This is a genomic window from uncultured Dysosmobacter sp., assembly GCF_947631635.1.
Classification (GTDB): Bacteria; Bacillota; Clostridia; order Oscillospirales; family Oscillospiraceae; genus Oscillibacter.
This window is the reverse complement of sequence record NZ_CANRMB010000011.1, coordinates 79,921-93,062: the sequence shown is the minus strand read 5'-3', so window position 1 is coordinate 93,062 and position 13,142 is coordinate 79,921. Positions and strand designations below refer to the sequence as shown.

At 62.1% G+C, this 13,142-nt stretch carries 10 protein-coding genes and 1 riboswitch; of the genes, 6 read left to right on the top strand and 4 right to left on the bottom strand.

All coding sequences use genetic code 11. From position 1 onward, the window contains the following. Positions 1 to 939: putative PEP-binding protein (locus Q0Z71_RS07815; RefSeq protein WP_363316692.1), on the top strand; the 939-nt coding region annotated here is incomplete at its 5' end. A gap of 266 nt (positions 940 to 1,205) precedes the next feature. Here the strand turns inward: Q0Z71_RS07815 and Q0Z71_RS07810 are convergent. Both Q0Z71_RS07810 and Q0Z71_RS07805 read right to left on the bottom strand, forming a co-directional pair. Next, a complete protein-coding gene (locus Q0Z71_RS07810) occupies positions 1,206 to 1,772 on the bottom strand; it encodes an aromatic acid exporter family protein (RefSeq protein ID WP_298020491.1) in 567 nt (188 codons plus the stop codon). A 136-nt stretch (positions 1,773 to 1,908) separates the two neighbouring features. After that, positions 1,909 to 2,811, bottom strand: a complete 903-nt coding sequence (locus Q0Z71_RS07805) for a LysR family transcriptional regulator (protein ID WP_298020488.1) — start codon at positions 2,809 to 2,811, stop codon at positions 1,909 to 1,911. Between the two features lie 131 nt (positions 2,812 to 2,942). On the opposite strand from Q0Z71_RS07805, the gene Q0Z71_RS07800 reads away from it, so the two are divergent. The 5 genes from Q0Z71_RS07800 (at position 2,943) to Q0Z71_RS07780 (ending at position 7,807) form a co-directional block, all read left to right on the top strand. Further along, complete coding sequence (locus tag Q0Z71_RS07800) at positions 2,943 to 4,304, top strand: MATE family efflux transporter (protein ID WP_298020485.1); 1,362 nt, start codon at positions 2,943 to 2,945, stop codon at positions 4,302 to 4,304. Positions 4,305 to 4,382: 78 nt separating this feature from the next. Further along, positions 4,383 to 4,491: riboswitch (TPP riboswitch) on the top strand. Positions 4,492 to 4,574: 83 nt separating this feature from the next. Continuing rightward, positions 4,575 to 5,234, top strand: coding sequence for a thiaminase II (gene tenA / locus Q0Z71_RS07795; RefSeq protein ID WP_298020482.1), 660 nt, complete (start codon positions 4,575 to 4,577; stop codon positions 5,232 to 5,234). Then, complete coding sequence (locus Q0Z71_RS07790; protein ID WP_298020479.1) at positions 5,231 to 5,992, top strand: ABC transporter ATP-binding protein; 762 nt, start codon at positions 5,231 to 5,233, stop codon at positions 5,990 to 5,992. The genes tenA and Q0Z71_RS07790 overlap by 4 nt, the downstream gene beginning before the upstream one ends. Beyond that, complete coding sequence (locus tag Q0Z71_RS07785; RefSeq protein WP_298020476.1) at positions 5,989 to 6,744, top strand: ABC transporter permease; 756 nt, start codon at positions 5,989 to 5,991, stop codon at positions 6,742 to 6,744. Before Q0Z71_RS07790 ends, Q0Z71_RS07785 begins: the two co-directional genes overlap by 4 nt. 40 nt (positions 6,745 to 6,784) lie before the next feature. Then, the gene (locus tag Q0Z71_RS07780; RefSeq protein ID WP_298020473.1) at positions 6,785 to 7,807 is read left to right on the top strand and encodes an ABC transporter substrate-binding protein; all 1,023 of its coding nucleotides are present in this window, start codon (positions 6,785 to 6,787) and stop codon (positions 7,805 to 7,807) included. Between the two features lie 89 nt (positions 7,808 to 7,896). Here the strand turns inward: Q0Z71_RS07780 and carB are convergent, their stop codons facing one another. Both carB and Q0Z71_RS07770 read right to left on the bottom strand, forming a co-directional pair. Further along, the gene (gene carB, locus Q0Z71_RS07775) at positions 7,897 to 11,934 is read right to left on the bottom strand and encodes a carbamoyl-phosphate synthase large subunit (RefSeq protein ID WP_298020469.1); all 4,038 of its coding nucleotides are present in this window, start codon (positions 11,932 to 11,934) and stop codon (positions 7,897 to 7,899) included. Continuing rightward, positions 11,934 to 12,998 carry a carbamoyl phosphate synthase small subunit gene (locus Q0Z71_RS07770; protein WP_298020467.1) on the bottom strand — a complete coding sequence of 355 codons (1,065 nt, stop codon included), beginning with the start codon at positions 12,996 to 12,998 and terminating at the stop codon, positions 11,934 to 11,936. Before Q0Z71_RS07770 ends, carB begins: the two co-directional genes overlap by 1 nt. Positions 12,999 to 13,142: the final 144 nt, after the last annotated feature.

Here is a 13,142-nt window from a genome sequence, read left to right as displayed (position 1 = left end):
ATGTTCTTCAACGAGGACCGTATCCCCGCCATCCGCGAGATGATCTGCTCCGACACCGTGGAGCAGCGCGAGAAGGCTCTGGCCAAGCTGGAGCCCATGCAGCAGGGCGACTTCGAGGGCATCTACGAGGCCATGGAGGGCTGCCCGGTGACCATCCGCTTCCTGGATCCCCCTCTGCACGAGTTCGTGCCCACCGAGGAGGCCGACATCGAGAAGCTGGCCAAGGATATGGGCAAGACCGTGACCGAGATCAAGGCCATCATCGCCAGCCTGCATGAGTTCAACCCCATGATGGGCCACCGCGGCTGCCGTCTGGCTGTCACCTATCCGGAGATCGCCGCCATGCAGACCCGCGCCGTCATCAAGGCCGCTCTGGCTGTTCAGGCCCGCCATCCCGAGTGGACCATGGTCCCCGAGATCATGATCCCCCTGGTGGGCGAGGTCAAGGAGCTGAAATACGTCAAGAGCGTGGTGGTCGAGACCGCCGACGCCCTCATCAAGGAGGCCGGTTCCCACATGAAGTACCTGGTTGGTACCATGATCGAGATCCCCCGCGCCGCTCTGACCGCCGACGAGATCGCCAAGGAGGCCGACTTCTTCTCCTTCGGCACCAACGACCTGACCCAGATGACCTTCGGCTTCTCCCGCGACGACGCCGGCAAGTTCCTGGACGCCTACTATGACAAGAAGATCTACGAGAACGATCCCTTCGCCAAGCTGGATCAGAACGGCGTGGGCAAGCTGGTGGATATGGCCTGCAAGCTGGGCCGCTCCGCCAACCCCGGCCTGCACCTGGGCATCTGCGGCGAGCACGGCGGCGACCCCTCCTCCGTGGAGTTCTGCCACAAGGTTGGCCTGGACTATGTGTCCTGCTCTCCCTTCCGGGTGCCCATCGCCCGTCTGGCCGCCGCGCAGGCCGCCATCAAAGAGGGCAAGTGATCATCCGCCTCTCCGTTTTCAAGCCTAATGAATCCCCCCGGTCCATGAAGGACCGGGGGGATTCTTCTTGGATGGGCGGACGCCGTTTGGCGCTGCCCGCCGGCGCGTAAAACGCGCCGGTGTTGACTATGAGCGCTAAACCGGGGCCGCGTTTGCGCCCCCCCGGCGTATCAACGCCGGGTCACCTGAAAGAAGCGTCGCTCCCTTTCAGGTGATTTGATCAGAAAAACGTTCCGGCCTTGCTGAAAAGGCCGGAACGCTTCATGTTATGTCTCTTTTTCCACATTGTCCGGGATACCCACCCGCACATAAAAGCGGTGCATGAAGCCGAAGGTAAAGCCTCCGGGCAGCATCCCGTTGACAAACAGGGCCGCCAGCACGCCGACGCCCGTATCCAGGATCCGGTTCAAGGCATAGGAGATGTAGGAATCCATGGGTGTGTTGAACAGGATGATGCACAAAACCACGCCGCCGGGCTGCACGCCGCCCACCCAGATATACTGGCAGGCTACGATCAGGATCACCACGCCGACAAAGGTCAGGGGGATCAGGAACCAGCGGCTGCCGCCGCCCGGAAAGATCTGGGCGTAGAGGGCAAACAGGCCCATGCCGATGAAGCCGCCCACCAGCGTTCCAAAAAAGCGGTTGCCGCCGTGGAGCTTGGAGTTCCCCAGGTCACTGCCCATGCCGAAGATGGCGCCGATGCAGGCAAAGGCGGGGCTGCGGTCAAAAAAATAGTACACCAGCGCGCAGAGCGTGGCGGCGATGGCTGTTTTGATGTTGCGCAGTCCGATCCTTGGCAATCCGTGCTTCGTCGTTGCTTTTGTGTCCATGGCAGATTTCTCCCTACTATGAATGGTTTCTCCCCACCTGGGTCTGCTGTGTTTAAAATTCGTTAAAATTATATCATATAGGTTCTGTCTTGGAAAGGGCTTTACGCAAATTTCTCCGCAAAATTTGCGTATTTTTTTAAAACCGCGGCGCATATGCGCAAAGCATCTGCTGCAAGATCCGGGCAGCGGCGCTGGGACTGTTTCTGGTATCCTGCACCAGGCAGATCCGGCGCTCCGGAATGGTCTCCCGCAGACGGACCTGTATGACGCGGCCAGTGCGCAGGGCCTCTGCCGCGAATTCCTCCGGCACGAACCCCAGGCCCAGGTCGTTCTCCACCATGGGCAGAAGCAGGTCTGTGGTAGCCACCTCCATATCCGGGTCGAATTCCAGCCCGTGTTTCATATAAAAATTGCTGTAAAAGGCAAAGGTGGCCGTGTCCCGTGCCAGGCTGATCAGCGGATAACGACTCACGTCCGCCAGGCACAGGGACCCTCCGGCCAGCTCCGCAAAGAGCTTCCCCCCCACCAGGATATCCCGGAAGGGTTTCAGGTCCGTCCGTTTGAAGGGCCGCTGAAGGGGTCCCGCCGGCATCGCCACCACGGCAAAGTCGATCTGTCCGCTCCGCAGGGCCTGAAGCGCCCGCAGCGCCGTGTCGTTCCGGATCTTGAGCCGAATGGCCGGATACTCCTGGTGAAAATGCCGGAGCACATCCAGCAGCAGGCCGTGGAGCGCCGCTTCGCTGGCGCCGATATAGACGCAGCCCTCCTGGGGACCGCCGCCCCGGGTCAGTTGTTCCTCAGCCTGCTGCAGGTGGGCGAACGCCACCGCCGCATGCTGGTACAGCCGCTCTCCCTCCTCCGTCAGGGCGATGCCCCGGTTGGAGCGGGTGATAAGCCGGCAGCCCAGCTCATATTCCAGATTGTGCATCACCCGGGTCACATTGGGCTGGCTGCTCCCCATGGCCGCGGCCGCCCGCGTCAGGTTTTTGTATTTCGCCACATAGTAAAAGCAGCGATAATACTCGTAATTGACCGCCATCTCCGCACTCCTTGTCATCATAATTTGATATTGCTATAATATCAACTATATATTTTTCATCTTTCTGCAATGAGCGTATACTAAATAGCCGTGAAAAGCAAGTCCCCAAAAAAAGATGGAGAGAAAAAGTCATGGAAAAAGATCTGACGGTGGGCGAGCCCCAAACCGTCCTCTGGAAATTCTGCCTGCCGCTGTTCGGCAGCATCGTGTTTCAGCAGCTGTACAATATCGCGGACAGCCTGGTGGCCGGCAAATTCGTGGGCGAGAACGCCCTGGCCGCTGTCAGCAACAGCTATGAGATCACCCTCATTTTTATCGCATTCGCCTTCGGCTGCAACATCGGCTGCTCTGTGATCGTGTCTCAGCTGTTCGGCGCGAAAAGACTGGCCGACATGAAAACGGCGGTCCACACGGCTCTGATCTCCAGCGCCGCGGTCTGTTTGGCGCTGATGGCCGTGGGCCTGGGCCTGGGCGCCTCCCTGCTCCTGGCCATCAACACGCCGGAGGACGCCATGGCGGACTCCCTGCTGTACCTCAACATCTACGTCTACGGCCTGCCCTTTGTGTTTTTCTACAACGTGTCTACCGGTATTTTTTCCGCTCTGGGGGACTCCAGAACGCCCTTCCTCTTCCTCGCCTGCTCCTCCACCGGCAACATTCTGGCAGACATTCTCTTTGTCACCGCCTTTGACATGGGCGTGGCCGGTGTGGCCTGGGCCACCTTTTTGTGCCAGGGCATCAGCTGCGTGCTGGCGGTATGGGTGGTGTTCCGGCGGCTGCGCCGCATCCCGTCGGAGGAAAATCCCCACCTTTTCTCCCTGTCCCTGTTCAAAAAGTTCGCGGTCATCGCCGTGCCCAGCATTTTGCAGCAGAGCTTTATCTCCGTCGGCAACATCATGATCCAGGGCGTTATCAACGGCTTCGGCACCGGCGTCATGGCGGGCTATGGCGCCGCCGTCAAGCTGAACAACCTGGTCATCACCTCCTTCACCACCCTTGGCAACGGCATCTCCAACTATGCGGCCCAGAACATCGGCGCTGGCAAGCTCTCCCGCATTCCCCAGGGGTTCCGGGCCGGACTGCGGCTGGTCTGGGCCCTGTGTGTCCCGCTGACGCTGCTGTACTTCTTCGCGGGCCGCGGCCTGGTCTGCTTCTTCATCGACGCGCCCACCGAGACCGCCGTTTCCGCCGGCGTCCAGTTCCTGCGGGTCCTGTCCCCCTTCTACTTTGTGGTATCCGCCAAGCTGGTGGCCGACGGTGTTCTGCGGGGCTCCAGCATGATGGGCCGGTTCATGGCCGCCACCTTCACGGATCTGATCCTGCGGGTGGTGCTGGCCTATGGCCTGTCCAGCGCCCTGAGCTCCGCCCTCGGCATCTGGTGCGCCTGGCCCATCGGCTGGGCGGTGGCCGCTGTGATGTCCGTCTGCTTCTACGCCCGGGGTCCCTGGCGGGCTGCGGAACAGCAGAGGGAACGCGCCGCCGGCGAACCATGAGCGCCCTTTCCCTGTGAAAAAAGATTCCCCTGCCCTGATCGAATTCTTGACAAATCGGGAAAAATGGCATAGAGTAATTCCAGACAACTGGGGAGTCCGAGTTGACGGGCTGAGAGTCGGATGTGTTCCGAGACCCACGAAACCTGATCTGGATCATGCCAGCGTAGGGAGCATACTGTTTTCGTCGAGCAGAGAAAGACGATGTACGACATGCCCCCGCCGGGAGATCCGGCGGGGGCATGTTAGTTTTTGAAACGGGAGGAAACTGCCATGACCACATCCCAGCGCCTGTATGAGGCGGCACGGCCCATCTGGGACGATTGCCTGTCCCACCCCTTCGTCACCGGCATCGGAGACGGCACTCTGCCGGTGGAGAAGTTTCAGTATTTCATGCTGCAGGATTACCTGTATCTCTTCGACTACGCCCGGGTGTTCGCCCTGGGCGTGGTCAAGGCCCGTGATCCGGAGCTGATGCGGACCTTTGCCCAAAACGTGGACGCCATCCTGGGCGGAGAGATGAACATCCACCGGACCTACATGGCCCGGCTGGGCATCACCGAGGAGCAGGTGTTCGCTGTCAAGCCCGCTCTGGACAACCTCTCCTACACCCACTACATGCTGGCCGCGGCGGAGTCCGGCGGCCCCATGGAGATCGTGGCCGCCATCCTCGCCTGCTCCTGGAGCTATGCCGAGATCGGACAGGCTCTGGCGAAGCTCCCCGGCGCGGCGGAGCACCCCTTCTACGGCGAGTGGATCCGGGGCTATGCCGGGACGGACTACGCCGCCGCCAACCAGGCCCTGATCGAGCTGATGGACGAGCTGTCGGCAGGCGCGCCGGAGGTGCAGCTGGCCCGTTTAGAGGATATCTTCGTCCATTGCAGCCGCTATGAGCTGGGATTCTGGGACATGGCCTGGGAGATGCGCAAATGAGCCAGCTGGAATTTGACCGGGTGTCCTATCAGTATCCCGGCGAGGACTCTGATATCATCGACGGCCTCTCCTTCTCCGTGGAACCCGGCTCCTTTCACTGCATCATCGGCGTCAGCGGCTGCGGCAAGAGCACCATCTTCCGCATGACCAACGGCCTGCTTCAGCCCAAGTCCGGCGTCATCCGGGTGGGCGGACGGCCCATTGGAGAACAGAAGCACTACTGCGGCTACATGCCCCAGAAGGACCTGCTGTTCCCCTGGCGCACCGTGGGAGAGAACCTGGCTCTGCCCCTGGAGATCATCGGCGGCTATTCCAGGGCCCAGCAGCGGGAGCTGATCGACGACGCTCTGGCGGACGTGGGCCTGGAGGGCTGCCGGGACAAGCGGCCGGAGGAGCTGTCCGGCGGTATGCGGCAGCGGGCGGCCTTTGCCCGCACCATGCTCACCGGCTGCGACCTTCTGCTGCTGGACGAGCCCTTCTCCGCCCTGGACTTCCTGACCCGCATCTCCATGCAGGAATGGCTGCTGGGCCAATGGGAAAAGCACAAAAAGACCATCCTCTTCATCACCCACGACGTGGAGGAGGCCATTTTCCTCTCCGGCAGCGTGCTGGCGGTGACGGAGACGCCCATCCGCGCCCTGGCGGAGGTCCCCGTCCCCGCCGCCTACCCCCGCACCCGGGAATGCCTGGCCCGGCCGGACATGGTGGCTCTGCGGGAGGATCTGATCGGCGTTTTGAGAAGGCAGGTGCGGTCATGAGAAAAGCAAATAAGGGCAATCTGCCCGCCCTGATCTTCCTCTTCATCCTGCTGTTCCTGTGGCAGCTGGGGGCCATGAGAGTCAACGCCGCCTATATCCTGCCCACGCCCATCCAGATCCTGCAGCGGCTGTGGGAGCTGCGGGGGCCGCTGTTCACCGTCCACCTGCCCGCCACCATGGCGGTCACCGGCATCGGGCTTCTCATCTCCATCGGCCTGGGCCTTCTTCTGGCGGTGGCCATGGATTGGAGCCCCCTGCTGCAAAAGTGCCTGTATCCGGTGGTGGTGGCCTCCCAGACCATCCCCACCACCGCCATCGCCCCCCTGTTCGTGCTGTGGTTTGGCTACGGCATCTGGAGCAAGGTGCTGGTGACGGTGCTCATCACCTTCTTTCCCATCACCATCACCGTCTGCGACGGCTTCCGCGCCGCGAAAACGGAGATGGGGGAGCTGCTGCTGACTTACGGCGCCACCAAATGGGACATCTTTTTGAAGATCAAGATCCCCTGCGCCCTGCCCTACTTCTTCTCCGCCATCAAGATGGCGATCCCCATGAGCATCATCGGCGCCGCCATCGGCGAGTGGCTGGGCTCCCAGAGCGGCCTTGGCTACTTCTCCCGCCGGATGATGACCCAGCTGGACGGCGCAGGCGTGTTCGCCCCCATCGTGCTGCTGAGCGCGGTGGCCATGCTGGTGGTGGCCCTGGTAGGCCTGCTGGAAAACAAAGTCGTGAAATGGCGGGGCGAGTCCTGACCGTTTCCCGCAAAACACAAAAGATTGGAGAATAACGATCATGAAACAAATGCTTGCGCGCCTCCTGTCCGCCCTGCTGTGCCTGTCCCTGCTGGCCGCCTGCGGCGACCGGAGCGATCCTCCCGCTGAGGAGGGAAACGCCGCCGGGACGGAACTGAGAGAGGTGGACGTGGTGCTGGACTGGTATCCCAACGCCCTCCACGCCTTCCTGTACGTGGCTATTGAAAAGGGCTACTACGCGGCAGAGGGCTTGAAGGTCAACATCCGCTTCCCCTCCAACGCCAACGACGCCATCTCCATGGTGGCCGCGGGAAAGGCGGACATCGGCCTGTACTACCAGCAGGACGTCATCCAGGCCCGGGCCAACCAGAGCGTGCCGGTGAAGTCCATTGCCGCCGTGGTGCAAAAACCCCTGAACATCATCCTGTCCCTGAAGGAGGAGAACATCACCTCCCCCAGGGATCTGGTGGGCAAGACCGTGGGCTACGCAGGCACGGAGCTGTCCGAGGCTTTGACCCGCAGCATCATGGCCAATGTGGGCGCCGATTACAGCGATGTGACCATGATCGACGTGGGCTTTGACCTGATGAGCTCCATGACCACCGGCAATGTGGACGCCACCATCGGGTGCCTGGTGAACCACGAGGTCCCCCAGATGGAGGAAGAGGGCTTCGAGGTCAACTGGTTCGCCGTGGACGACTACGGTGTGCCCACCTATTATGAAGGCATCTTCCTGGCCAACGGCGATGCCATCGAAAACGACAGCGGCATGCTGAAGGCCTTCCTGCGGGCCTCCGCCAAGGGCTTTGCCGACATGCAGGCCGACCCGGAGGAGGCTCTGCGCGTCCTGCTGGACAACCAGAACGAGGAGAACTTCCCCCTGTCTGAAACGGTGGAGCGCTCCAGCATGGAGACCCTGCTGCCCCTGATGGAGACGGCGGACGCCAAGTTCCTGTCCCAGTCCGACGCCTGCTGGCAGGAGAATATCGATTGGATGCTGGCCCAGGGGCTGATCGGCTCCGCCCCCGCCCTGGACGACGTGCGGGTCAATCTGGATTTCTGAAGAACCACTATCTAAATAACGGAAAGAGAGACCCGGCGGAATGTTCCGCCGGGTCTCTCGTTGTATCAGATCTGTTGCAAACGCCGAGATCAGTACTCCACCTCGCCGGCAAAGATCAGCTTGGCGTCGCCGGTGAGGGTCACCCGCTCGTCGGTGTAGTTCACCACCAGGTCGCCACCCCGGACCCGGACCGTGATATCGCTGCCCTTGGCGCAGAGCCCGTTGGCGACCGCCGCCACCACTGCCGCGCAGGCACCGGTGCCGCAGGCCATGGTCTCGCCGCTGCCCCGCTCCCAGACCCGCATTTTGATGGTGCTGGGATTCACCACCCGGATGAACTCCGTGTTGATGCGCTCGGGGAAATAGGGAGCGTGCTCGAAGCGGGGGCCGATAAAGTCGATGTCCACCGCGTCCACCCGGGGGCAGAACACCACACAGTGGGGGTTGCCCACATCCACGCAGGTGATGTTGTAGGGCCGCCCGGCGATGCGGACGGGGTAGTCCACCACGGTCTTTTCGGGAATGGTAAACCGCAGGGCCGCCGTGTCCAATGTGGCACGGCCCATGTCCACGCAGGCGGAGGTGACCTTGCCGTTGGTGGTATAGAGCTTCACCGTCCTGACGCCCTTGCCTGTCTCGATGGTCATCTCTTCTTTTTTCACGATGCCGTTGTCGTAGAGGTATTTGCACATGCACCGCAGGGCGTTGCCCGCCATGGCCCCCTCGCTGCCGTCGCTGTTGAACATCCGCATTTTCCCGTCGGCTTGGCCGGAGGACTCCATAAGGATGATGCCGTCGGCGCCGATGCCGTAGTGCCGGTCGCAGAAGGAGACGCACAGGGACTCGGGGCAGGTGATCTCCCCGTGGAAGTTCTCCAGGAAGATGTAGTCGTTGCCGCAGGTCTGCATCTTGACGAACCGCAGCTTCTGCCGCTCTGCGCGCAGATGGCAGATATCAATCAGCTCCGTGTTCTGCTGGGTGTAGCGGGAGGCCAGGATATCCGTCAGAGCGTTGGCGGTGTCCAGAGAGGTCAGGCAGGGAATGCCCAGCTGGACGCAGCGGTGGTTCAGATGGATGAAGTCCCGGATGTAGTCCGGCTCCGTGGAGCCGGTAAGGATCACATAGTCGATCTTGCCCTCCTCCAGCATCTGAAAGACCTTGTTGTCCTTCCCCAGCTTGCCCACGACCTCCACGCTGGTGCCCAGCTGCTCGATCTCATGGGCGGTGCCGTCGGTGGCGTAGAGCTTGTAGCCCATCTCGTCCAGCTTCCGGGCGATGTTGACGATTTCCGGCTGGTCCCGGTGGTTGACGGAGATCAGTACGCCGCCGCGGGTCGCCTTTTCCACCTTGTAGCCCGCGGAGACCAGGCCCTTGAACAGCGCCTCCTGCATATCCTTGCCCAGGCCCAGCACCTCGCCGGTGGACTTCATCTCCGGGGACAGGGCCGCGTTGGCGTCGGTGATCTTCTCAAAGGAGAACACAGGCACCTTGACGGCCACATAGGGCGGCTGCTTATAAAGCCCGGTGCCGTAGCCCAGAGAGGCCAGGGGCTGGCCCACCATGACCCGGGTGGCCAGGTCCACCATGGGCACGCCGGTGACCTTGGAGATATAGGGCACGGTGCGGGAGGCCCTGGGGTTGACCTCGATGACGTACAGCTCGCCCTGGTAAATGAGGTACTGGATGTTGATAAGGCCGCGGGTGCCCAGGGACAGCGCCAGATTTTCCGAGCAGTCGATGATGACCTTCAGCATCTTGTCGCCGATGGAGAAGGGCGGGTAGACGGCGATGGAGTCGCCGGAGTGGACGCCGGTGCGCTCGATGTGCTGCATCACGCCGGGGATCAGCACGTCCCGGCCGTCGGAGATGACGTCCACCTCCAGCTCCTTACCCATCAGGTACTGATCCACCAGGACGGGGTTTTCGATCTTGCCGGAGAGGATGACCTCCATATAGGTCCGCACGTCCTCGTCGTTGTGGGCGATGACCATGTTCTGGCCGCCGATGACATAGGACGGCCGCAGCAGCACGGGATAGCCCAGCTCGTGGGCGGCATCCAGCGCCTCCTGCATCCCCAAGACGCCCCGGCCCTGGGGGCGCTTGATGGAGAAGCGCTCCAGCAGCTCGTCGAACCGCTCCCGGTCCTCCGCCATGTCGATGGACTCGGCGGAGGTGCCCAGGATGGGGATGCCGCGGCTGTCCAGAAACTGGGTCAGCTTGATGGCCGTCTGGCCGCCGAAGGCCACCACCACGCCAACGGGCTTTTCCACCTCGATGATGTGCATCACATCCTCGGGGAACAGGGGCTCGAAATACAGGCGGTCGGCGGTGTCGTAGTCTGTGGAGACGGTCTCCGGGTTGTTGTTGACGATGACCACCTCGTAGCCCAGCTCCTTCAGGGTCCAGACGCAGTGGACGGAGGAGTAGTCGAACTCGATGCCCTGGCCGATGCGGATGGGGCCGGAGCCCAGCACCATGATGACGGGCTTGCCGGACCGGGGGAAGGTGCGGGACTCGCAGAACTGGTCAAAGCTGGAGTAGAAGTAGGGGGTCTCGGCGTCGAACTCCGCGCCGCAGGTGTCCACCATCTTATAGACGGCGGTCTTGGCGGGCACAGGCAGCCCGTCCGCCCTGGCCAGGCGCAGCAGCGTGTCGTCGGGATAGCCCATCCTCTTGCCGGTCTCGTAGTGTTCCGCGGTCAGGCCGTCCCGCTCCAGGGCCAGCTCAAAGTCCGCCATCTTCTTCAGCTTTGCCAGGAACCAGCGGTCGATGTGGGTGATGCCGAAGATCTCGCCGATGGAGACGCCGGATTTCAGCGCCTCAAACACCGTGAAGATGCGGTGGTCGTCTACCCGGCGGAGCCGCTCCCAGATGGGGGCGTGGTCGTCGGGGTCCTGCTTGCGGTTCAGGGAGTCCATGCCCACCTCCGCGCCCCGGACGGCCTTCATGAGGGCCATCTCAAAATTGGGCGCGATGGACATGACCTCGCCGGTGGCCTTCATCTGGGTGCCCAGCTTCCGGGAGGCGTCCGCGAATTTGTCAAAGGGCCACTTGGGCATCTTCACCACGATGTAATCCAGGGTGGGCTCAAAGCAGGCGCAGGTCTTGCCGGTGATGTCGTTTTTGATCTCGTCCAGGGTGTAGCCCAGGGCGATCTTGGTGGTGATCTTGGCGATGGGATAGCCGGTGGCCTTGGAGGCCAGGGCGGAGGAGCGGGACACACGGGGATTGACCTCGATGACCGCATACTCAAAGGTATCGGGGTTCAGGGCCAGCTGGCAGTTGCAGCCGCCCACAATGCCAAGGTGGGTGATGATATCCAGCGACGCGGAGCGGAGCATCTGGAACTCCTTATCCGCCAGGGTCTGGGTGGGGGCCACCACGATGGAGTCGCCGGTGTGTACGCCCACAGGGTCCAGGTTCTCCATGGAGCAGACGGCGATGACATTGCCCACGCTGTCCCGCATGGTCTCAAATTCGATCTCTTTCCAGCCAAAGATGGCCTTTTCGATCAGCACCTGGGTGATGGGCGAGGCGTCCAGGCCCGTCTGGGCGATGACGCGCAGCTCCGCCTCGTCCTTGGCCGCGCCACCGCCGGCGCCGCCCAGGGTGAACGCCGGACGGACGATGACGGGATAGCCGATGCGGGCGGCCACCTCCAACGCGCCCTCCACGGTCTCCGCAATGTCGGAGGCGATGACCGGCTGGCCGATCTCCGCCATGGCCTCCTTGAACAGTTCCCGGTCCTCGGCCCGGGAGATGGCCTTGGCATCGGTGCCCAGCAGGCGGACCCCCTGCTCCTCCAAAAAGCCCTCCTTGTCCAGCTGCATGGCCAGGGTCAGGCCGGTCTGACCGCCCAGGCCCGCCAGGATGGAGTCGGGGCGCTCCTTTTTGATGATGCGCTTGATGGTGTCCACGGTCAGGGGCTCCAGATAGATCTCGTCCGCCATGGCCTGGTCGGTCATGATGGTGGCAGGGTTGGAGTTGCACAGCACCACGTTGACCCCCGCCTCTTTCAAAATACGGCAGGCCTGGGCGCCGGCGTAGTCAAACTCGGCTGCCTGACCGATGACGATGGGGCCGGAGCCGATGACCAGGACTTTTTGAATGCTTTTATCCAGAGGCATTACCGGTCACCACCTTTCATGAGTTCCACAAAGCGGTCGAAGAGGAAGGATGTATCCTTTGGCCCCGTGCAGGCCTCGGGGTGGAACTGCACGGTGAAGGCCCGCAGTCCGGGATAGTCGATGCCCTCGCAGGTGCCGTCGTTGGCGTTGGCAAAGCTGACCTTCCCCAGCTTCACGGTATCTGAATCCACGGCGTAGCCGTGGTTCTGGCTGGTGATGTAGGTGCGGACGCCGTTCAGATCCCGCACGGGCTGGTTGACGCCCCGGTGGCCGTATTTCAGCTTGTAGGTGGAGCCGCCCGCCGCCAGGGCCGTCAGCTGGTGGCCCAGGCAAATGCCGAACAGGGGCACCTTGCCTAAGAGCTTTTTGATCTGCTGGATCTGAAACACGTTTTCCGCCGGGTCGCCGGGACCGTTGGAGAGCATCACGCCGTCGGGGTCCGCCGCCAGGATCTCCTCCGCCGTGGTGGACGCGGACAAAACAGTGACGGTGCAGCCGCGCTTTTGCAGCTCCCGGATGATGTTGTGTTTCGCGCCGTAGTCCAGCAGGGAGACCTTAAACCGCTCCTCCCCCACCGCCGGATGGACGGAGGACTCCTTGCAGGTGACGGCGTCCACAACGCCCGCCACCGCATAGGTCTCCACCGGCGTCAGATCAGCGGGCACCTCGCCGCAGATGGCGGCGTTCATCACGCCGTGCTCCCGGATGATCCGGGTCAGCTCCCGGGTGTCCACGCCGTACAGCCCCGGCACGCCCTGCTCCTTCAGGAAGGTGTCCAGATCGCAGTCCGTGCGGAAGTTGGAGGGCGCGTCGCACCACTCCCGGACCACATAGCCCTTCACACAGCAGGCGCCCTCAAAGTCCTCCCGGATGATGCCGTAGTTGCCGATCAAAGGATAGGTCTGCAAAACGATCTGTCCCGCATAGCTGGGGTCCGTCAGGGTCTCGATATACCCGCACATGCCGGTGGTGAATACCAGCTCGCCCACCGTATCGCCCTCTGCGCCGAAGCGGATCCCCTCAAACACCCGGCCATCCTGTAACACCAAATAGCCCTTCTTCATGCTCTCCTCCTGCTTTTGACCGCATTTCATCTATTTTATATGATTCGATGACATTATGATGGTTTTTTCTCCAACAGTCAACGTCTCTCCACGATTTTACAGGTAGACTTTCCGGAAAAATAGGTACTACTTTTTGTGCATTTT

Coding starts and splice junctions, on each gene's coding strand:
- Q0Z71_RS07810 (WP_298020491.1), bottom strand. CDS start 1,772: ATGGACACAAAAGCAACGACGAAGCACGGATTGCCAAGGATCGGACTG.
- Q0Z71_RS07805 (WP_298020488.1), bottom strand. CDS start 2,811: ATGGCGGTCAATTACGAGTATTATCGCTGCTTTTACTATGTGGCGAAA.
- Q0Z71_RS07800 (WP_298020485.1), top strand. CDS start 2,943: ATGGAAAAAGATCTGACGGTGGGCGAGCCCCAAACCGTCCTCTGGAAA.
- tenA (WP_298020482.1), top strand. CDS start 4,575: ATGACCACATCCCAGCGCCTGTATGAGGCGGCACGGCCCATCTGGGAC.
- Q0Z71_RS07790 (WP_298020479.1), top strand. CDS start 5,231: ATGAGCCAGCTGGAATTTGACCGGGTGTCCTATCAGTATCCCGGCGAG.
- Q0Z71_RS07785 (WP_298020476.1), top strand. CDS start 5,989: ATGAGAAAAGCAAATAAGGGCAATCTGCCCGCCCTGATCTTCCTCTTC.
- Q0Z71_RS07780 (WP_298020473.1), top strand. CDS start 6,785: ATGAAACAAATGCTTGCGCGCCTCCTGTCCGCCCTGCTGTGCCTGTCC.
- carB (WP_298020469.1), bottom strand. CDS start 11,934: ATGCCTCTGGATAAAAGCATTCAAAAAGTCCTGGTCATCGGCTCCGGC.
- Q0Z71_RS07770 (WP_298020467.1), bottom strand. CDS start 12,998: ATGAAGAAGGGCTATTTGGTGTTACAGGATGGCCGGGTGTTTGAGGGG.